The organism is Cognatundibacterium oligocarboniphilum (genome assembly GCF_013377855.1).
In the GTDB taxonomy this organism is placed as follows: domain Bacteria; phylum Pseudomonadota; class Gammaproteobacteria; order Burkholderiales; family Burkholderiaceae_D; genus Undibacterium; species Undibacterium oligocarboniphilum.
This window is the reverse complement of sequence record NZ_JABXYJ010000005.1, coordinates 1-21,038: the sequence shown is the minus strand read 5'-3', so window position 1 is coordinate 21,038 and position 21,038 is coordinate 1. Positions and strand designations below refer to the sequence as shown.

Sequence of the window (21,038 nt, the reverse complement as noted above, 5' to 3'; positions counted from 1 at the left end):
TTATTTTCCTTCTGCATTTTTGTGAGCGAGTGCTGCTCTGGCAAATGCAATAAACAGCGGATGGCCATCACGCGGTGTCGATTTGAATTCCGGGTGATACTGAACACCGAGGTAAAAAGGATGCACGTCACGCGGCAATTCCATGATTTCGCACAGGTCTTCTGTTGCAGTGCGCGAGGACACGACCAGGCCAGCAGCTTCAACGCGACCCAGATAATGATTATTCGCTTCGTAGCGATGACGGTGACGCTCAGTCACGACATTACCGTAGATTTCTGCAGCCAGGGTACCAGGCTTGATCGCACAAGTTTGCGCCCCCAGACGCATCGTACCGCCAAGATCAGAATTCTCGTCACGCGTTTCAACTTTACCGTCCTGATTTTTCCACTCATTAATCAGCGCAACCACTGGCTGCTCAGTCTCAGGATCGAACTCGGTCGAATTTGCCATCGTCAGACCAGCCATATGGCGCGCGTATTCGATCAGCGCGACCTGCATACCGAGGCAGATGCCGAGGTAAGGAATTTTATTTTCACGGGCATAACGAGCTGCCATGATTTTACCTTCAACGCCACGCTTACCAAAGCCACCCGGTACCAGAATCGCATCGTATTTTTCCAGCGACGTTGTACCGTGCGCTTCGATTTCTTCCGAATCCACATACTCAATGTTGACGCGGCTTTCAGTGTGGATACCGGCGTGACGGAGCGCTTCAGTCAACGACTTATACGATTCGGTCAGATCGACGTATTTGCCAACCATGCCGATGGTGATTTCCCGCTTAGGGTTTTCCAGAGCATAAATCAACTTGTCCCACATCGACAGATCAGCCGGTTTCGGGCTGATGGCCAACGCGTCGCATACAATCTTGTCGAGCCCCTGATCATGCAGCATTTGCGGGATCTTGTAGATGGTATCGGCATCCCAGACCGAGATCACGCCCTCTTCGGGGATATTGGCGAACAGCGAAATTTTCGCACGTTCATCATCGGGAATACGGCGATCGGCACGGCACAACAAGGCATCCGGGAAAATACCGATTTCGCGCAATTTTTGAACGCTGTGCTGAGTCGGCTTGGTTTTCAATTCACCGGCAGCTGCAACATAAGGTACCAGGGTCAGATGAACAAACGCAGCAGCATTACGACCTGCACGCAGACTCAGTTGACGCGCAGCTTCGAGGAAAGGCAGCGATTCAATATCGCCGACCGTACCGCCGATTTCGACCAGCGCGACATCGGCGCCAGCCGCACCGCGATGAATGAATTCCTGGATTTCGTTGGTGATATGTGGGATCACCTGCACGGTTTTGCCAAGGTATTCGCCGCGCCGCTCTTTGCGAATTACGGATTCGTAAATCTGGCCGGTGGTGAAATTATTGACTTTCTTCATCTTGGAACTGATGAAGCGCTCATAGTGTCCCAGATCCAGATCGGTTTCTGCGCCGTCGTCGGTCACAAACACTTCGCCGTGCTGGAATGGACTCATGGTGCCAGGATCAACGTTGATATACGGATCCAGTTTGAGCATGGTGACTTTGAGGCCGCGCGATTCAAGGATAGCAGCGAGAGAGGCGGCAGCGATGCCTTTGCCCAGTGAGGAGACTACGCCCCCGGTAACGAATACAAACTTAGTCATTGCAGAAGGTGCCGGACGGCACAAGCGGGAAATTCGAATTATACATCACTCTGATACATGTCCACGAATTCCCCCTGCTCTTCAGTTTGTTTTTTGATTTCACATCATGCAGGAAAATTGCAATCTGACAAAATTCTGGGCACCGACGGCATTGGAAACTTCCTTGATTTCATTGGCACGCCGGATAATCGAAGCACTCAGGACATACCGATCACTTTGCCACAGATAGCCTGCCTCAATTTCTCCGCCGCTATGTTTTGCGTGGACTTTAGGAATTTCGCGATTGAAGTATCCGCCTTCAATCGTAGCGTTATACCCGATCGCACTGGCTGCGATGCGTGCAAAACCATAGCTTGCCGGCTGATACGGCAAGGCATTCAGTCGCCCGGTACGGAATTCCAGCTGGGCGCTGGCATCGGTGATGACATTACCGAAACGGGCTTTGATACGCGGTGTCAGATCGGTGCCAGAAAAGGGGAGCAAACGCCCAGGCGAATACTCGCCTGACAAGATCGCGCCGAATTCGCTGCGGTATTGCGTGCTCCAGCCTTGCGGTAAAGGCTGCTGAATCAGCCGGTGCAGATGATTCTGGGTCCATTCACCACCGGCGCAATGACCGATGCAGCCGAGGTCCAGCCCGACACGCCAGCTGCGGCCTGTGGCTGCTGTTTTCTGGTGAAACATGCCGGCATACAGCCAACCGGTATAAGGATGGTCAATCGCCGGAATCTGGGCAGGCGGCAGTTTGATATCGGTCGGAGTATATAAATCCTGTCCAAAACGCCAGCCATATTCGGAGACTTCCAGATCGGAACGCAGATAGCTGGTCTGCTGCAAATGAATACCGCTTGTATAGTAGCGGTCGTCCCGGTTCAGCAGCAGGCTATCATTCTCGATCTCAAGTTGCCAGACTGATTTTCCTTCAGTGCGCACCTGCTGCATTTCCTGCCACGAAATAACCGTGTCACTGTCTGCTGCCAGCACTGTGGCGCAGCCCAGCCATAACGGGGAACATACAAGAACTGCCAAGAATTTTCTGATCATCATCTCTGTTTCACTGTCTCTAATTGAAAAGAATCAAGCATCGCCAATACAGCCTTAGCGGTTTGTTCAGGCGCCTCCATCGGGATCAGATGTCCGCCCTGAATCAGCGTGTAATGCGGCCCCATCAGCTGCCGGGTGTAAAAATCACCGGCCTGTGCGCATTCTATCGATTCCGTGCCACCAACAAAACCCACCGGCATCGCAGGCGGACGACGCACCAGTCGTCCCAGTCCATGCGGGAGTGTCCGGTAAATCGCTGTCTCCACTTCCCGCTTAAAACGCAGCGTCACTCCTTCCGCGCAAGGTTCAAGACCTGCATGCAGATAATCCCGCAGAACTTCAGGCGGCCAGATTGCAAAGATCTCTTTGGAAGAAAAATGCTGATACGCAGCTTCTTTATTCTTCCAGATATGTTTGCGTTTTTCAGCAAAACGGGCCGGGGAAAATTTTTTGTCCAACTTTAACCATTTAAACATTCTGAGCAGGAAAGCACGCCAGCCGGCAACAATCGGTGAATCCAGCACCACCACTGCTCTGACCAGATCAGGGCGGGCACGGGCCGCCATCAGCGACAGGATGCCGCCGAGAGAATGTCCAACCAGAATCACCGGTTCGCTATAACGGACGGACAAGGTGTCAATCAACTCCTGCACCAGAAAGCGCCAGCCGTCAGTGACAGGGTATTTCGGATCATGCCCGACCATATCACTAGTCCGCACCGTGTAGCGCTCACCGAGCTGTTCCAGAAAAACACGGTATGTCCCGGAGGGGAAACTATTGCCGTGAACAAAATGAATAATTGGTTTTACCGGAAATTCCATCATATCGGATTGAATGTGCGATGCCTGCCTGATTTGTGTTGATGATTCATATCTGTTTTGTCTTTCTGAGTATGCCTGATCCGGATTGGATCATGGTGTGCCTACCGCGGTCTTACTGATCGTACCAGTAACGTCGATGCTCCTGCCTGAATCTGGAAACATGCAATGATGCGCCGAATTCCAGCGTGATTGCACCTGATTCATCGGTTCTTAGACGATTTATTCCAAAATCAGCATAACGTTGAAACACCTCCGGTTTGGGATGGTGATAGCGATTCAGATACCCGACCTGAAAGATCGCCAGTGTCGGACTGACTGCGCGCAGAAACGCCGGTGTGGAAGATGTACCGCTGCCGTGATGTGGCGCCAGTAATACATCGGCATGCAGTTTTTCAGGCTGCATATGAATCAGTTCATCTTCCTGCGTGGCTTCGATATCGCCAGGCAGCAGCATAGAAAAATCAGGTGCCGACACTTTCAGGGTACAACTGCGGGCATTGGGTTTCCATTTACTGCTCTCGTAACTGGCGGAAACGGGTTGCAATATCTCAAAATGCACACCATCCCATTCCCATGACTGCCCGCTGATGCAGCGTTGGTGCGCCTTTGCCTGCTGCACCAGTGGCGCATCCTCCCTGAGAGAACTGCTGACGAGCGTGACAGGTAATTGCTGCAGAATACTCAGCGCACCGCCGGAGTGATCATTATCCTGATGCGACACCATCAGCATATCGAGCTGGTGGATGCCGTGTGATTTCAGAAATGGCAGAATCACCCGGCTACCACCATCCGAACCCGGTGCGTAAAACGGGCCGGTATCGTAGAGCAAGCGGTGTTGTGCGGTTTCCAGCAGTAAAGCCATGCCCTGACCGACATCGAATGCCGTTACCCGCATCTTTCCCTGCGCCACAGGCTCCGGCGGCACCAGCAATAAGGGCAGGCAGCAAACAGCACCGAGCCAGCGCATCGGCCAGCCGCGTGGCGCCAGCAGCCATATAATCCCGGCCAGCGCCAGCACAAAAATCCACCAGGATGGCAAGGCCGCGTTCCAGACTGCAAACGGCAGCTGACTGCACCAACTCAGCACGCCTGCCAGCATTTGCACCAATCCGTGGGCAGCCAACAGCAGCCATCCCGATAACGGAGCAGGCATAATACTGCCCAGCAAGGACATAGGCGTCACCACCAGACTGATCAGCGGAATTGCCACTGCGTTAGCGACCGGACTGATAAGTGAAATCTGGCCGAACAGCAACATCGTCAATGGCACCAGCCCCACCGTGACAGCATATTGCGTGCGGGCTGCCGCATTCAGAATCGCATACCAGTGGCCGCGCCAACTGTCTGGCGCGTTACTGCTTGCACCATGAGCTTCCTGTATTTCACCTCCACTGCCAGCGGCGTAAATAATGACGCCGACTGCAGCAAACGACAACCAATAACCCGGGGACAGCACTGCCCAGGGATCAGCCAGCATCACGGCTGCCAGCGCCAGACACAGTACGGAAGAAATCCGTGTGATGCGTCCGTTCCACATCGCCACTGCCACCACCAGCAGCATCACCATCGTCCGCTGCGCCGGCACACCAAAACCTGCCAGCGCCACGTACAGAATCGCCATCAATGCGCCTGCCAGCGCAGCAACTTTCTGCGCCGGAATCCGTAAAGGCAAGGCGAGATCAAGGAAAAATGAGCGGCGCCACAACCACGACATCAGTCCGGCAAACATGCCTGCAATCATCGTGATATGCAGCCCGGAAATGCTGATCAGATGGCCAATCCCGACCCGGTTGAATACCATCCAGTCTGACTGTGGAATCTCACGCTGATCGCCGATCACCAGGGCCACGATGACGCCGGCATAAGGCGCATCCGGTAACGCAGCATGCATGCGCGCCCGAAGCGATGCCCGGCTGCGTTCCACCAGATTGCCGGCACTCCAGACAAATTCCTGCAGCTTCCGGTTTGGCGGCGATGCTGCGCCATCAGCTTCTGCAGCATTTCTCACGTTTCCTGTTGCGCGGATTCCTTGCTCCAGCAACCAGACTTCATAATCAAAGCCATCGGGATTCGCATTGCCGTGCGGCCGTTTCAGACGTACGCGAAGCTGCCAGCGCTGACCGGGCTGCACCATCTGCCAGTCCGGGCTGATGTTTTGACTCTGCATACCGAAGCCATTATTCATTGCATACCAGGACAGACTCAGCTTCTGCGGCAGATTTTGTCTTTCCTGTGGCGTCAACGCATTGTCCTGCCAATCCTCGACAGCAAAATCAAACCGTTGTCCCTGAGCCAGTTGCAAAGGCAGGCTGGCAACTGTTCCGGTAACGGTCAGGTCGCGCCCTTCCCATGCTGCTGGTAATTCTTGCCGCATGGCTGCATGCGCCAATACGGCCGCCCAGATAAATCCAGCTAAGGCAGATAGCAGAAAAACGGCAAGCAGCCGCCCGGCATGTGCGGCAATTGAATACGGTTTTCCTAAAAATCGGGGTATGCGGCGAAGCAGAAGCAAACCGGGCAGCAGCGCCATCAGGAGCCAGCCCAGATGTGACAGTTGCGGTAAATGCCCTTGCTGTTGCAGCAGCGCGGCACCAGCCACCACACCAAGACAAGCCGTACGCATCAGTCTGCCTGTGAATCAGGAATCATCATGCGCGGCAGAACGGCTAACGCGTTCCGGGTTGTTGCCGCCGCGATTTCATGCGCAGACAGGCCACGCAGCTCTGCCAGTATCCGGGCAATGCGCGGCAGCTGTTCCGGACTGTTGGGCTGCCCGTCCAGCCAGCTGGGGGGAATGTCCGGCGCATCAGTCTCCAGCACAATCGATTCCAGCGGCAATCCGGCTGCCAGCCGCCTGATCTGCAAGGCACGGGTAAAGGTCATTGCGCCGCCAAAACCAAGCCGAAAATTCAGACCGATCAGCGACTCCGCCTGCTGAATGCTGCCATTGAACGCATGAGCAATGCCGCCTGCCACAGAAAAACGGCGCAGATATTTCAGAATCATGTCCAGCGAACGCCTTACATGCAGCAAAACCGGTAAATCAAAATCACGGGCAATTTTTAATTGTTCGGTATAAAAAAATTCCTGCTTTTCCCGCAACGGACTTTCAGTCAGCTCGGGCACAAAATAATCCAGCCCGATTTCACCGATCGCCACCAGACGCCGGTCTTCACATCCCGCTTGCAGGCGTTGTGCGACTTGTTCACGCAAAAACACCAGATCCTGCTCCTGCGAAACGGCCACATACATCGGATGAATACCGAGTGCATAAAAGCAGGCCGGATGCTGGTGTGCCAGCGCCGTTACTGCTGCAAAATTATTTTTATGCACCGCGGGCAGCACGATACCGGACACACCGGCACCCGCCGCCGCATCCGCAATGACGAGTGAGGCACCGGCAAATTCGCTGGCATCCAGATGGCAATGGGTATCAATCAGCATCATGCCGCCTGCTCAGTAAAATCAAAGGACGTGAAGATCATGCCCCGATTATGAAGGATGTCGCCGTCCGGACTCAAGCGGAATGCAATGCCGTACAGCCTGTCCTCTGAACAGGCTGTATCTGCCGCGCAGGTAGCCTTAGTTCAGCGACGCTCAGCAGCAACCGGCCTGTTCATGTTCATCACTTTCAGACACGGATGCCCGCAGCAATTTTGCGGCCTGCACCATGTTCCCCAGCGCAGTTACCGTTTCCGGCCAGCCACGCGTCTTCAGGCCACAATCCGGGTTGACCCATAAACGATTGTCAGGGATCACGCTGCGCGCCTTTTCCAGCAGCCGCTGCATCTCACTGACGCGGGGAATGCGTGGCGAATGGATGTCGTACACGCCGGGGCCGATCTCGTTCGGATAAGAAAAACTGCCGAAGCCATCCAGCAACTCCATATCCGAACGAGATGTTTCGATCGTGATGACATCAGCATCCATCGCGGCAATCCAGGGCAGGATATCGTTAAACTCGGAATAACACATGTGTGTATGAATCTGGGTCTCGTCCAACACACCTGCCGAGCAGACCCTGAAAGCATGCACCGCCCAGTCCAGATACGCAGCCCAGTCGCGCTTCTTCAACGGCAAGCCCTCGCGGAAAGCCGGTTCGTCAATCTGTATCATGCCAATGCCCGCTTTTTCCAGATCGCTGACTTCATCACGCAAGGCCAGCGCAATCTGCAAGGCAGTCAGCGCACGCGGCTGATCATCCCGTACGAATGACCATTGCAACATCGTTACCGGGCCAGTCAGCATACCTTTGACGGGCCGGTCAGTCAGGCTCTGTGCGTAGCGGCTCCAGCTGACCGTCATTTCATCCGGCCGGTATACATCGCCATAGATCACAGGCGGCTTCACACAGCGCGATCCGTAGCTCTGCACCCATCCGTTCAGGGTGAATGCATAACCCCACAACTGCTCACCAAAATATTCCACCATGTCGTTCCGTTCCGGCTCACCATGCACCAGCACATCGATATCGAGCGCCAGCTGTTGTCCGATCACATGGCGGATTTCGGCACGCATTGCTTCCAGATAATCAAGATGTGCCAGATCTCCACGTTTATACGCTGCCCTTGCCTGGCGAATAGCCGCGGTCTGAGGAAAAGAGCCAATCGTTGTGGTTGGAAACAGTGGTAACTGAAAGCGTTGCTGTTGCCCGATAATGCGTTGGGAAAACACGCTGCCGCGCTCCACATCAGCGGCTGTCACCTGTGTCAGCCGTTTCTGTACCAGCGGATTATGAATACGCGACGAATGGCGCCGTTGTGTAAGCGCCCGATCGGCAGCAGCAAACTGCGCAACGAACGCAGCGTCTGCCGCAGTCACCGACGGCACTGCAACATGTATCAGTGCCTGCTTCAAAGCCTGAATTTCAGCCAATTTTTGCACTGCAAACGCCAACCAGTCACGGATATCTGCATCCAGCGCTGTTTCAGCGTCCAGATCAACCGGGACGTGCTGCAAAGAACAGCTGGCAGCAATCCATAAATCATCACCTAATCTGGCCCGCAGCGGTTTCAGCCATTCCAGCAAGCGGGACAAATCAGCGCGCCAGATATTGCGCCCATCGATCACCCCTGCCGACAACACCCGACCTGTCGGCCAGTCAGGCAATAAGGATTCCAGTTGCTGCGGCGCCCTGACCAGATCCAGATGCACGCCAGCGACCGGTAACGCGTGCAACAAAGGGGCTCTGTCCTGTACAGACTCAAAATAAGTCGCCAGCAATATTTTGGGTGACTGCGTTGCCAGCACCCGGTAAGCCAGAGGAAAAGCATCCAGCCATTGCGGCGCCAGCTCCAGCGCAAGTATCGGTTCATCCAGTTGCACCCATTCCACCCCGGCAGCCAGCAAACGTGCCAATACGCACTGATAGGCGGGAAGCAAACGTGCCAGCAACTCCAGCGGATGCTGCAGCCCCTGTTTTACCTTGCCCAGATACAACAGGCTCAATGGACCAAGCAGCACCACTTTTGCACTGTGCCCCGCTGCCTGCGCTTCTGCCAGCTCCTCAAACAGCCAGTCCGTACCACCGTCAAACGTCGTTTCTGCTGTCCATTCCGGCACCAGATAGTGATAATTGGTATCAAACCATTTCGTCATTTCCATAGCCACATGCTGCGTATTACCACGCGCGGCAACAAAATAATCGTCCAGCGTCAGGGCCGCGGCATTAAAGCCAAACCTCTCCGGCAGAGCACCCAGCAAAGCCAGGGTATTGAGTACCTGGTCATACCAGGCAAAATCGCCCACCGTCATCATATCCAACCCCGCAACCGCCTGTTGCTGCCAGTGTCGAAGCCGCAATTCGCGTCCGGTTTCCTGCAAAGTAGCCGCAGTCACATCACCGCGCCAGTAGGCTTCCAGTACAAATTTCAGTTCACGCTGCGCACCGATGCGCGGGAACCCCAGAATATGTGCCTGTGTCATGTTTTGATCCTTGTTTCGTTCATCGTGCTTCCATCATGAAAGAAAGAGGACTATTATTCAAACGACATATTTTAAGAATCAACTTGAATTTCATTCATAATGCAATCGATACTCGAACTGCGCCATCTGAAAACCCTGCAGGCTTTGCGTGAGGCAGGCAATCTGTTGCGGGCCTCTACCTTGCTTAATGTCACGCAGTCCGCCCTGTCCCATCAGGTGAAATTACTGGAAGACCATTACGGCGTCGCCTTGTTTGAACGCAAGTCAACACCGCTACGCTTTACGCCAGCCGGGGAACGCCTGCTACAGCTGGCGGAGCAGGTACTGCCGCTGGTTGCCAACACTGAACGCGATCTGGCGCGGCTGGCGCAGGGTGTCGCCGGCCAGCTGCGGATTGCGGTGGAATGCCATACCTGCTTTGACTGGCTGATGCCGGCAATGGATGTATTTCGCCAGCGCTGGCCGGAAGTCGAGCTCGATATCGTGTCCGGCTTTCAGGCCGACCCGGTCGGGTTGCTGTATCAGCATAAGGCGGACGTCGCGATTGTGTCGGAAATCGATCATGCGGAGAGCGTTGCTTACCACCCGCTGTTCCGGTTTGAAATCGTGGCACTGATTGCAAAGGATCATGCACTGGCGAAAAAAGACGTGTTGCAGGCCTCAGATTTTGCGGATGAAACCCTGATTACCTATCCGGTGCCGGATGAGATGCTGGATATTGTCCGCCAGGTGCTGAAACCGGCGAACATCGAACCGACTGCCCGGCGCACTACCGAGCTGACCGTCGCCATGCTGCAACTGGTCGCCAGCAAACGCGGCATTGCCACACTGCCGCTATGGGCCGCACAGAATTATCTGAACCGGCATTACGTGCTGGGAAAACGGATTACTCAGCAAGGGCTGACAGGCAGGCTGTATGCTGCCTGCCAACCAGAACTGAGTGAAAAAGCCTATCTCGCGGATTTTGTGGAAATCATCCGCGAAACCAGCTATCTGAATCTGAAAAATATCGAGCTGATCTGAGCGTTCAAATCTTGCGCAATACAGTTTGGGTCGCAAGAAAATCAGGCGTTATGCAATGGTTTTCTCGATACCAGCACACCGTCGGCATCGGCATAAATCCAGTCACCGGGATGCACGGCGGTATTGGCAATCGTGATTTTCAGATCACGTTCGCCACCGCCGCGCTTCACACTTTTGACCGGCACCGCTGCCAGCGCACGAATGCCGACCGCACAGGCATTGAGCTCTTCAGTGTCGCGCACGCAGCCATTCACCACGATACCGGCCCAGCCGTTTTTTTCCGCCAGCACACCCAGATTGCCGCCAACCATCGCGCAACGGAAACTGCCGCCACCATCAATCACCAGTACCTGGCCGTGACCGGGTGTTTCCAGTATCGTCCTGACCATACCATTGTCTTCAAAGGCTTTCAGAGTGACCGCCGGTCCGCAAAACTGGCTGACCGCGCCAAAGCGCGTAAATACCGGCGGAATGGCGGCCAGTTCACCACTGGCTAATAAATCTTCGTTGGCATCACAGATATCGCTGGTTGCAAAATTCATGCTGGTTTCCTCGTTGGATAATGAAGTCGCTGATGCGCCCCATTCTAGCCGCCAATCAGGCAGCCGCCAATGCCCGGGTCCGTCCGCCGACATTCACCGCCGTCAGGATCGCCAGCACCTGGAATCCGCCAACGCACAGAAATACCCAGGAAGGATGGTGGCCATCCATGATCATGCCAAACAGCAGCGGCGCCACCGCCAGCCCGGAATCAAGGCCAGAATACACAATGCCATAGACGCGCCCTGTCGCATTTTTCGGAGCCGCAGCACGGATCATCAGATCACGCGAAGGGCCGGCCATGCCGGAACCAAAGCCGACAGCGGCCATCAACAGAATTGCCAGCGGCGCATTGGCCCAGCCGGTCGCCAGGACGACTGAAAAAATGCCGGCAAAACTGAAGGCCAGCGCAATGGTGCGGTCATGATTTTTAGCTCGCGCCGCCAAAAAACCTCCCCACAACATGCCGCCAGCAGAAGCCAGCATGAACATCGTGTATGCCGTGGTGGCCGACGCCAGCGACATACCATACAAATCACGCAAACTGGCAGCAGAAAAACTCTGAATACCACCCAGCGCCATCGCGCTGACAAAGAAAAAACCAAAACACATCCAGACCGCCGGTATTTTGAGGAAATCCAGCGCGCCTGCCGAATGTGTCTGCTGTGTTACCGCGGCATGTTGCGCCTCGTCGGTATGCAGCAGATCCCGGTAAATTACCAATACTGCCAGCACGATCAGCGGCAGAAACGCCGCGCAGAACAACGCCGTGCGCCAGCTGCTGAACTGTGCAATCGTCACCAGGAACACGGGTGCCGCTGCCCAGCCCAGATTGCCGGTGATCCCGTGTACGGAAAACGCATACCCCAGCCGGGCAGGTGAAACGCGCTTATTCAGCAACGTGTAGTCGGAAGGGTGAAACACACTATTCCCCACTCCTGCCAGCATCGCCCCTGCCAGCAACATGCCGTACTCCTGTGCCGCAGACAGCACCAGCGCGGACAAGCCCAGACAGGTAATTCCGAAAAACAGCACAGCACGGGCACCCAGCTTATCAACGACAAATCCGGCCAGCGCCTGGCCGATTCCTGACACCACAAAAAATGCCGTCATCAGCAGTCCTAATTCGGCATACGACAGTGAAAAGGCTTCTTTAATCCATGGAAATAAAGGTGCCAGAATCATATGGAAAAAATGCGAAATTCCATGAGCGATGCCGACCAGACTGATGACCATCGCATCCTGTTTCAGGTTCGCGGGTGTAGCGATTGTTGTATTCATAAGCTCTCCGGTAAAAACATCCTATTCCCTGCATCTGCGCAAAGAAACAGGTTTTGACACCATCAGCGATGGCAATGCATACAGTCTAAGCAAATTATGCGCGGCTGATTTAAGATAGAAAGCCAATATTTATCGCAAAACTGCCAATCCAAAAATACGCCTATGCCAGTTCCAGTCGTCACCCACTACCAGCCCCACCCACCGGAAAGCCATCCCACACGACAACGCCCGGTACGGCTGGTCGCCCGAAATATGAAAAACGCCCGCAATCTGGCGCCACATCATCATCCATGGGGACAGCTGACCTACACGCCCAAAGGCATGCTGCAGGTCATTGCCGATAACACCATCTGGTTTGTCCCGCCGATGCGGGCAATCTGGATTCCGCCGACAATCACACATGAAATCCGCACGCTCGCTGATTCCCAGTTACGGGTGCTGCAGATCCATGCCGATGCCAGCCCCTTTTCCGGTCAGCGCTGCGTCGTGCTGGAGGTTTCGGGATTACTCAAAGAGCTGATTGCCGGCATGGCGCAATTCGATGGCCCCTGCGCGCGCGAAAGCAGAATGACGCAAGTCATTATCGATGAACTGCAGCACGCCAGACCGCTCCCGATCGACCTGCCGATGCCGGGCGATAAGCGCCTCAAAACACTGTGCGAACTTCTGCTGGCCAATCCGGCCAATAATGCCAATCTGGACCAGCTGGCGCGACAGGCCGGCGCATCGCCACGCACACTGAGCCGTCTGTTTGAACGGGAGCTACACATGCGCTTCAACAACTGGCGCCAGCAAATGCGGCTGGCGCGCGCCACCCCGTTGATCGCCAGCGGCATGCCGCTGTCACAGGTCGCCGCCGAACTCGGCTACACCAGTCAGTCCGCCTTTTCTGCGATGTTCAAAAAAACGCTGGGACAACCACCCTCTGCATTTTTCAACAGATAACAGGATGCGTTATCCGCCATAAAAAAAAGGGGTGGCATTTGCATGCCACCCCAACTTGCTTTCCTGATCGGGTAATACAAAAACGGTGTCACTGCCTGCTGAATTCCAGCTCTCCGTTTTTCGCTTCGACCACGATCGTGTCTTTTGGACCAAACTTGCCTTGCAGGATTTGCTTGGACAACACATTTTCGATTTCCTGCTGTATTGCCCGCTTCAGAGGACGTGCGCCATACACAGGATCAAAACCGGCTTCGGCGATTTTCAGCAAGGCAGCATCGCTGACCTGCAGCCCCATCTCCATCTGATGCAGACGTTGCTCCAGTGTTTTGAGCTGTATCTTCGCAATCGCACCGATGTTTTTCGCATCCAGTGCATGGAATACCACGATCTCATCAATCCGGTTAATGAATTCAGGCCGGAAATGGGTTTTCACTTCACCCATCACCGCCATTTTCACTACCTCAGGGTCGCTGCCTTCCATTGCCTGAATCTGATGCGAGCCCAGATTCGATGTCATCACGATTACCGTGTTTTTAAAGTCCACTGTGCGCCCCTGACCATCCGTCATGCGACCATCATCGAGTACCTGCAGCAGCACATTGAACACATCGTGATGCGCCTTTTCCACCTCATCGAGCAGGATCACGCTGTATGGTTTGCGGCGCACAGCCTCGGTCAGATAACCGCCCTCTTCATAGCCAACATAACCCGGTGGCGCACCGATCAGGCGAGCGACGCTGTGTTTCTCCATGAACTCACTCATGTCGATACGGATCAACGACTCTTCAGTATCGAACATGAAATTGGCCAAGGCTTTACACAACTCTGTTTTACCAACACCAGTCGGGCCAAGGAACAGGAAAGAACCATATGGACGCCCTGGGTCACCGAGCCCTGCACGCGAACGGCGGATCGCGTCGGATACGGCGACAATCGCCTCATGCTGACCGACCACGCGTTCATGCAGAGCATCTTCCATGTGCAGCAGTTTCTCGCGCTCGCCCTGCATCATGCGGGAAACCGGAATACCGGTTGCACGTGACACGATTTCTGCAATTTCTTCCGCACCAACCTGAGTCCGCAACAGTTTATTTTTGGGCGTACCTTCCTGCCCGGCAGTCGCTGCATCGGCCTGTTTGAGTTGTGCTTCCAGCTCTGGCAAACGGCCATACTGCAACTCGGACATGGTTTGCCAATCGCCCTTACGTTTTGCCTCGTCCATCTGCAGGCGGATTTTTTCGATCTCTTCCTTGATGTGCGCACTGCCCTGCACCATCGCTTTTTCTGCTTTCCAGACTTCTTCCAGATCAGCATATTCGCGTGACAGTTTGCCGATTTCTTCTTCAATCAGTGCCAGGCGTTTATGGGAAGCCTCATCCTTCTCACGCTTTACCGCTTCACGCTCGATTTTCAGTTGAATCAGACGGCGGTCCAGCTTATCCATCACCTCCGGTTTGGAGTCGATCTCGATCTTGATTTTCGATGCCGCTTCATCAATCAGGTCAATCGCCTTATCTGGCAAAAACCGGTCGGTGATGTAGCGATGCGACAATTCCGCTGCCGCCACAATCGCCGGATCGGTGATGTCGACGCCGTGATGTACTTCGTATTTTTCCTGCAAACCGCGCAAGATCGCAATCGTCGCTTCCACGGTCGGCTCATCGACAATGATTTTCTGAAAACGACGCTCCAGCGCTGCGTCTTTTTCTATGTATTTGCGGTATTCATCCAGTGTGGTCGCACCGACGCAATGCAACTCGCCGCGTGCCAGCGCCGGTTTCAGCATATTGCCGGCATCCATCGCGCCTTCTGCTTTACCCGCGCCGACCATGGTATGCAGCTCGTCGATAAAGACGATAGTTTGCCCTTCATCGAGTGCGATTTCTTTCAGTACTGCTTTCAGGCGCTCTTCAAATTCACCACGGAATTTCGCACCCGCCAGCAACGCTGCCATATCCAGCGATAACACACGTTTCGACTTCAGACTGTCCGGCACTTCGCCATTGACGATACGCTGCGCCAGACCTTCGACAATCGCCGTTTTACCGACACCAGGTTCACCGATTAATACCGGATTATTTTTACTGCGGCGTTGCAGAATCTGGATCGCGCGGCGGATTTCATCATCGCGGCCAATTACCGGATCGAGCTTACCCAGACGCGCCCGCTCAGTCAGATCAAGTGTGTATTTTTTTAATGCTTCACGCTGTCCCTCAGCGTCCTGCGAATTCACGTTGCCGCCACCGCGCACTGCAGAAATCGCTGCTTCCAGCGATTTACGGGTCAGGCCGTTTTCACGCGCCAGTTTACCGGCGTCGGATTTATCATCCGTCAGCGCCAGCAATATCATTTCACTGGCTAGAAATTCGTCACCGCGTTTTTGTGATTCCTTGTCCGCCAGATTCAGCAGACCAGTCAGCTCGCGGCCGATCTGTACCTGTCCATCGGTGCCGGTGACTTTCGGCAAACGGTCCAGCGCGCTTTTCAGCCCTGCCAGCAAGCCATTGACATTCACGCCAGCCCGCTGCAGCAGCGAGCGGCTGCCACCGTCTTCCTGATTGATTAATGCCAGCAGCACATGCACCGGCTCTATATATTGATTGTCATTGCCAACGGCCTGACTCTGCGCGTCAGCCAGTGCTTCCTGTAACTTGGTAGTGAGTTTATCGAGACGCATTTGCTGCTCCTGAATAATGAATTACCGCTACAATTTGGGACACCCTTGCTGATTTCAAGCATTCTGCAAGATACTGCCTACCTGTTTTTGCGGCAAATCAAATTTAAAAAAATACGTCTTGAATTACGTATTGTTTGCGCCATATCAGTTTTTTTTGTGCGCCTCACCAACTTCCTGCCGGCGGCACGATGGGAACAAAATGCAGTGATGCGCACAATAGGCGCTGTGCCTGCCGCCATCGCTGAGAACCGGGCCGCCGCAGCGTTTTTTGTTAGATAGCGCGACCGTCGTAGTGGTGAACCGGGATAGCCGCAGGATCAATATTCTCGATACAACGGATATTGATCGCAGCAACGGCCTGACCTTGTGGATCAGTTCCCTCTGCATAAGGATGCATTCCGCAAACCGGGCAAAACCGGTGCCTGATCAGGTGCCGATTGAAAGTGTAAGTGCTGGCAGCGGCATCCGGTGTCAGCAAGCAGAATTTTTCCCGCGGAACAAACCAGAGCAAGGAGCCTTTCCGCTGACAGATCGAACAATTACATCCAGAGCACTGTCGATCTCGCCTTCGACCTCGAATGCAACCCTGCCGCAGTGACAACTGCCCCGATAATTCATTTTTTGCTCCTCGACTCCAGATGTCAGGGAAGTCTACTCTGTATTACACCTGCATTATTAACAATATTAAATTTATAATCAATGTAAGAATCAGGAAAACCGCTGCTGAATTTTAAAATCCTCCGTCGCCCGCACCAGCGCAGCTGCGATCCCCGGTTCCATCGCAGCATGGCCGGCATCTCCGATAACGTGGTATGCGGCCTCCGGCCATGCCTGATGCAGGCGGTACGCTGATACCGGAGGGCAAATAACATCGTAGCGGCCTTGTACGATCACGGCTGGCAAATGGCGGATTTTGCCGATATTGCGGATCAAGGCATCGTCATCCATGAATGCGCCGTGCTGCATGTAATGCGCTTCCAGACGGCCAATGCCGAGACTGACTTCATCGGATTCAAAACTGGCAATCGCGGCCGCCTGTGGCTTCAAGAAGAGGCAGGAACCTTCGTAGCGACTCCAGTTCCGGGCGGCTTCGGTGTAAATCGCAGGGTCATCGCAAAACAGGCGTTTGACGTAGGCTTGCAACAGGTCGCCTCTTTCGACCTCTGGCACACCTTCGGCAAATTGCTGATGCACTTCGGGATAAAAATACTGCATGCCATTCACAAACCACTCGACCTCGGTTTTGGTACACAGAAAAATACCGCGCAAAATGAAGCCAAGACAGCGTTCCGGATGCGCCTCGCCATAGGCCAGCGCCAGTGTGGAGCCCCAGGAACCTCCAAACACGAGCCATTGTTGAATACCGAGCATGACGCGGATTTTTTCAATATCCTCAATCAGGAGCGGCGTGGTGTTATTCCGGTATTCACCCAATGGCGTCGATTTACCGGCCCCGCGCTGATCAAACAGGACGATGCGGTAATGGGCAGGGTCGAAGAACCGGCGGTGCGCCGGCGAAGTGCCTGCTCCGGGGCCGCCGTGCAAAAACAGCACCGGCTGACCGTCAGGATTACCGCACTCTTCCCAATACAGGGTATGCAGTGCATCGACTGCCAGCGTACCGGTACGGTAAGGTTCGATTTCAGGGAAAACAGTGATCATGGCTTCGGTCGTCATGTGGTCAGCTCAGTAGGTTGTGTTTAACGGAGGATCGCGATTGATGCGCAATATCCGAGATGCGCCGCCCGATCCATCCGATATGCATGGCAAAGATGAGAGGAGAAAGCTTGCTTCAGAAAAATACTCCCCCGGGTATATTTTAAAGCCCTTTATCTACAAAGAAGATAAGGCGAAAACCATATATACTCCCCATTTTAGCCAACGATAGCACGGTAGCTGGCAAATCCGGCAAAGCAGCACAGCAACGAACCGAACAAATGCACGCTGATGTGCACCAACGCCCAGCCGAATTCCCCCCGCTGCAGCAAGGTCATGGATTCGGCAGAAAATGTGGAAAACGTGGTCAGGCCACCGAGAAAGCCAGTCACCAGAAATAAGCGCCAGGCAGGTGATAAATCAGGATAAGCCGTAAAAAAAGCCACCGCCACCCCGATGATGTAACCGCCGCCCAGATTCGCCGCCAGCGTACCCACCGGTAATTGCATCAGTACGCCATTGAGCCATAAACCCAGTCCCCAGCGCAGCCATGCTCCCAGTGCCGCACCGCTGCCGACCGCCAGCCAGCCGAGCCAGCTCATGGTTTGACTCCTTCCGACAAGTCGAAATCTGCAGCGACATTCTGTTTGGCGATGCCCCATTTCGTCAGCGCATGATCGTCGGCTTCACGGGCATCGACCCAGCGCGCGCCATCCGGCGTCTGTTCTTTTTTCCAGAATGGCGCCTGCGTTTTGAGGTAATCCATAATGAATTCGCAGGCAGCAAATGCCTCGCCGCGATGTGCAGATGCGACTGCCACCAGTACAATCTGATCCAGCGGCTGCAACAAGCCCACACGATGGATCACCAGCGTATCCATCAGCGGCCAGCGCTGCCCTGCTTGCCGGACGATCTGCTCCAGCGCCTTCTCCGTCATGACCGGATAATGTTCCAGCTCCATAGTGTTGACCTGCTGTCCGGCATTCATGTCGCGCACGACGCCGACAAAACTGACAACGGCACCGATCTGCGGATTGGAACGGCGCAGAGCAGCAACCTCGCTACTCAGATCAAAATCTTCAGTCTGCACCCTGACCGTCATTACTTATCCTCCCGTGACTGGTGGGAAAAAAGCTACTTCCGAGCCCTCGGTCACCACCTCCGCAGCATCGCACATGACGTGTTGATAGGCAGTGCGCAGGGCGCGGTCTTCCGCCAGCACTTCTGCCCACAGTCCGCCGCGCGCACACAGCCAGGTACGTACATCACCGACTGTTTTCACATCTGACGGCAGCTCGGCCGTTTCTTCAGAAACACCAAGCTTTTCACGCACACTGGCAAAAAAACGTAATTGAATTTTCATGATCAACCGAATCAAAACAATCTGAAATACATTTCTGGAAGTATATCTGCTGAAATCCATCAGCCAATGATGCTACCAATCATTAAAACGCACTGAAAGGAATAAAACGCACCAGGTCACCGGAATGAATGGCCTTAGAAGGCGGCACATCCACCAGCCCATCTCCCCAGACGGTGGAGGTCAGCACGCCGGAGCTCTGATTGGGAAATAAATCCAGACCACCCTGCACATTCACACGGGCACGCAGGAATTCATTGCGACGATCTGGTTTCAGCCAGTCAAAATCAGCCCGCATGCTGAAAGCCTGAGGCATGACGTCTGTCACGCCCTGCAAACGCAGCAGGAATGGTCTCACGAATAGCTGGAATGTGATGTAGCTCGATACAGGATTCCCGGGCAAGCCAAGGAAGAACGCCCGGCCAACTTCGCCAAACACCAGCGGCTTGCCGGGTTTGACGGCAATCTGCCACATATTCAGACGACCTTCCGCTTCGACCGCTGGCCGTATGTGGTCTTCTTCGCCAACCGAGACGCCGCCCGACGTGATGATCAGGTCGTGTCCTTGCGCCGCCTGACGCAAGGTATCACGTGTTGCCGCCAGAGTGTCTGGTACGATGCCGAAATCTATCATGTCACAGCCGAGATGCTGCAACAGACCCGTAAGGGTAAAACGATTGGAGTTATAAATCGCACCGGGTTTCAGCGCTTCACCCGGCATAGTCAGTTCATCACCGGTGAAGAACACGGCCACCTTTGGTCTGCGTAATACCGGCAGTTGCGCCAGTCCGACCGAAGCAGCCAGTCCCAGCTCCTGACCACGCAACCGGGTGCCGACAGGCAGGATTTCAGCACCTGCACGGATATCTTCCCCCTGCCGCCGTATCCATTCGCCGGCTTGCGGACAAAGCTGAATCACGACATGATCGCCATCCGCCTGACACTGCTCCTGCATCACGACGGCATCAGCACCGTCCGGTATCATCGCACCTGTAAAAATCCGCGCTGCCGTACCGGGCTGCAGATATTGCCCTGTCTGTCCGGCAGGAATCCGCTGCGCCACACGCAAACGCGCCTGACCACCGACACAATCTTCAGCACGAACCGCATAGCCGTCCATGTGCGTATTATCCATGGGTGGCACATTCAGCTGTGAGGATTGCGGCACAGCCAGCACCCGGTTGTATGCGTCCTGCGTCGGGATTGTCTCAATATCCCGGATCAGGGTCTTGTCGTTAATGGAAGATAATAAAAAGTCCAGCGCCTCAGCAACGCTCAGCATGGTTTTCTTTTCGGTCATAACTATGTCAGGTTTATCAAACAGATATCCTGACATTGTATCCCGAAGCCGCATTCGGGACACTGCTGCAAATGGAGAAGACAACCGTGCCGGAGTAACTAGCGGCAACATGCTCCGCCGTTACACGCCCTGTCACATCAGCTGCAACTGACCATTCCTGAAGGTGACAGAAACCTGATCACCAACCCGGTAACTATAGCCATCAACCAGTATCGTGCGGCGCTCACCATTACGCATCTGCAATGTCAGCTCAGTTTTTCGCCCGGGTGCCGCATTATTCCGCTCGACCTGATTGCCAATCATGCCCCCAGCGATCGCTCCACCGATAGTCGCCAGATCGTTCCCGTTACCTTTACCGACCTGATGCCCCAGCACACCACCGATCAGTGCACCCAATGCAGTTCCGGCACCGGAAACCTCACCGCCGGTCACGATCTCACGCACATCCACGATAGTCGCCTGCTCGATATACGAACTCTGATAAGACGGCTGAGAAACCGGCGGATAATAATCCTGCCTTCCCTGATACCCGGAAGTATATCCACGTGAATCATTCGTGGAATAAGAATCGGGATACTGATTGGGATAGGTATGGGAATAATTGTCGGCATAGCGCTGATGCGCACAACCACTAAATAAACCGATGATGAGGAATGCACTTGCGATGACTCTGTATTTCATTTCTGGCTCCGAAATAATCATTCATAACTGAATGTAGCTATAACGGTACAGCATCATTTCGTGTTGACAATTATCCATATTGATTCTGCGATTGCCGTCTTTGCCTCCCGCGGAATTCAAGCGTTCGCTCTTTCTGCGCCCGCGCTC

General features: G+C 54.4%; 18 protein-coding genes and 1 pseudogene. 3 read left to right on the top strand and 16 right to left on the bottom strand.

What is annotated here, in order from left to right; all coding sequences use genetic code 11:
- The 6 genes from HV832_RS09365 to metE all read right to left on the bottom strand — a co-directional run bounded on the left by HV832_RS09365 (position 1) and on the right by metE (position 9,428).
- A complete protein-coding gene (locus tag HV832_RS09365; RefSeq protein ID WP_176803564.1) occupies positions 1-1,638 on the bottom strand; it encodes a CTP synthase in 1,638 nt (545 codons plus the stop codon).
- A gap of 99 nt (positions 1,639-1,737) precedes the next feature.
- Positions 1,738-2,667, bottom strand: a complete 930-nt coding sequence (locus HV832_RS09360) for a lipid A deacylase LpxR family protein (RefSeq protein ID WP_176803562.1) — start codon at positions 2,665-2,667, stop codon at positions 1,738-1,740.
- A gap of 14 nt (positions 2,668-2,681) precedes the next feature.
- On the bottom strand, positions 2,682-3,506 hold the full coding sequence (locus HV832_RS09355; RefSeq protein ID WP_223827234.1) for an alpha/beta fold hydrolase: 825 nt from the start codon (positions 3,504-3,506) through the stop codon (positions 2,682-2,684).
- A 109-nt stretch (positions 3,507-3,615) separates the two neighbouring features.
- Positions 3,616-6,126 (bottom strand): DNA internalization-related competence protein ComEC/Rec2, encoded by a 2,511-nt coding sequence (locus HV832_RS09350; protein ID WP_176803560.1) that lies wholly within the window; start codon positions 6,124-6,126, stop codon positions 3,616-3,618.
- Entirely contained in the window at positions 6,126-6,947 is an 822-nt protein-coding gene (locus HV832_RS09345; RefSeq protein ID WP_176803917.1) for a TatD family hydrolase, read from the bottom strand. The genes HV832_RS09350 and HV832_RS09345 overlap by 1 nt, the downstream gene beginning before the upstream one ends.
- 153 nt (positions 6,948-7,100) lie before the next feature.
- Positions 7,101-9,428, bottom strand: coding sequence for a 5-methyltetrahydropteroyltriglutamate--homocysteine S-methyltransferase (metE, locus tag HV832_RS09340; RefSeq protein ID WP_176803558.1), 2,328 nt, complete (start codon positions 9,426-9,428; stop codon positions 7,101-7,103).
- A 96-nt stretch (positions 9,429-9,524) separates the two neighbouring features.
- On the opposite strand from metE, the gene HV832_RS09335 reads away from it, so the two are divergent.
- Positions 9,525-10,451, top strand: a complete 927-nt coding sequence (locus HV832_RS09335; RefSeq protein ID WP_317889319.1) for a LysR family transcriptional regulator — start codon at positions 9,525-9,527, stop codon at positions 10,449-10,451.
- Positions 10,452-10,492: 41 nt separating this feature from the next.
- Here the strand turns inward: HV832_RS09335 and rraA are convergent, their stop codons facing one another.
- Both rraA and HV832_RS09325 read right to left on the bottom strand, forming a co-directional pair.
- The gene (rraA, locus tag HV832_RS09330) at positions 10,493-10,993 is read right to left on the bottom strand and encodes a ribonuclease E activity regulator RraA (RefSeq protein ID WP_176803554.1); all 501 of its coding nucleotides are present in this window, start codon (positions 10,991-10,993) and stop codon (positions 10,493-10,495) included.
- A gap of 55 nt (positions 10,994-11,048) precedes the next feature.
- On the bottom strand, positions 11,049-12,272 hold the full coding sequence (locus tag HV832_RS09325; RefSeq protein ID WP_176803552.1) for an MFS transporter: 1,224 nt from the start codon (positions 12,270-12,272) through the stop codon (positions 11,049-11,051).
- Positions 12,273-12,434: 162 nt separating this feature from the next.
- Between HV832_RS09325 and HV832_RS09320 the strand changes: the two genes are divergently transcribed.
- Entirely contained in the window at positions 12,435-13,217 is a 783-nt protein-coding gene (locus HV832_RS09320) for an AraC family transcriptional regulator (protein WP_176803550.1), read from the top strand.
- 88 nt (positions 13,218-13,305) lie between these two features.
- Here HV832_RS09320 and clpB read toward each other — a convergent pair whose 3' ends face one another.
- Positions 13,306-15,894 (bottom strand): ATP-dependent chaperone ClpB, encoded by a 2,589-nt coding sequence (gene clpB / locus HV832_RS09315; protein ID WP_176803548.1) that lies wholly within the window; start codon positions 15,892-15,894, stop codon positions 13,306-13,308.
- Between clpB and HV832_RS09310 the strand changes: the two genes are divergently transcribed.
- Positions 15,895-16,173 carry a hypothetical protein gene (locus tag HV832_RS09310; RefSeq protein ID WP_176803546.1) on the top strand — a complete coding sequence of 93 codons (279 nt, stop codon included), beginning with the start codon at positions 15,895-15,897 and terminating at the stop codon, positions 16,171-16,173.
- Here the strand turns inward: HV832_RS09310 and HV832_RS09305 are convergent.
- From HV832_RS09305 to HV832_RS09275, 7 genes and pseudogenes are all read right to left on the bottom strand, one after another.
- Positions 16,166-16,512 (bottom strand): annotated as a pseudogene (locus tag HV832_RS09305) (GFA family protein). The gene HV832_RS09310 and the pseudogene HV832_RS09305 overlap by 8 nt on opposite strands.
- A 90-nt stretch (positions 16,513-16,602) precedes the next feature.
- A complete protein-coding gene (gene pip / locus HV832_RS09300; protein ID WP_176803544.1) occupies positions 16,603-17,571 on the bottom strand; it encodes a prolyl aminopeptidase in 969 nt (322 codons plus the stop codon).
- Between the two features lie 197 nt (positions 17,572-17,768).
- Entirely contained in the window at positions 17,769-18,152 is a 384-nt protein-coding gene (gene crcB, locus HV832_RS09295; RefSeq protein WP_176803542.1) for a fluoride efflux transporter CrcB, read from the bottom strand.
- Positions 18,149-18,652 carry a molybdopterin synthase catalytic subunit MoaE gene (moaE, locus tag HV832_RS09290; RefSeq protein WP_176803540.1) on the bottom strand — a complete coding sequence of 168 codons (504 nt, stop codon included), beginning with the start codon at positions 18,650-18,652 and terminating at the stop codon, positions 18,149-18,151. Before moaE ends, crcB begins: the two co-directional genes overlap by 4 nt.
- 3 nt (positions 18,653-18,655) lie before the next feature.
- Positions 18,656-18,913: a molybdopterin converting factor subunit 1 gene (moaD, locus tag HV832_RS09285; RefSeq protein ID WP_176803538.1), complete on the bottom strand. Its 258-nt coding sequence runs from the start codon at positions 18,911-18,913 to the stop codon at positions 18,656-18,658.
- A gap of 82 nt (positions 18,914-18,995) precedes the next feature.
- Positions 18,996-20,210 (bottom strand): molybdopterin molybdotransferase MoeA, encoded by a 1,215-nt coding sequence (locus HV832_RS09280; protein WP_176803536.1) that lies wholly within the window; start codon positions 20,208-20,210, stop codon positions 18,996-18,998.
- Between the two features lie 132 nt (positions 20,211-20,342).
- Positions 20,343-20,891: an outer membrane lipoprotein gene (locus tag HV832_RS09275; RefSeq protein ID WP_223827233.1), complete on the bottom strand. Its 549-nt coding sequence runs from the start codon at positions 20,889-20,891 to the stop codon at positions 20,343-20,345.
- Positions 20,892-21,038: the final 147 nt, after the last annotated feature.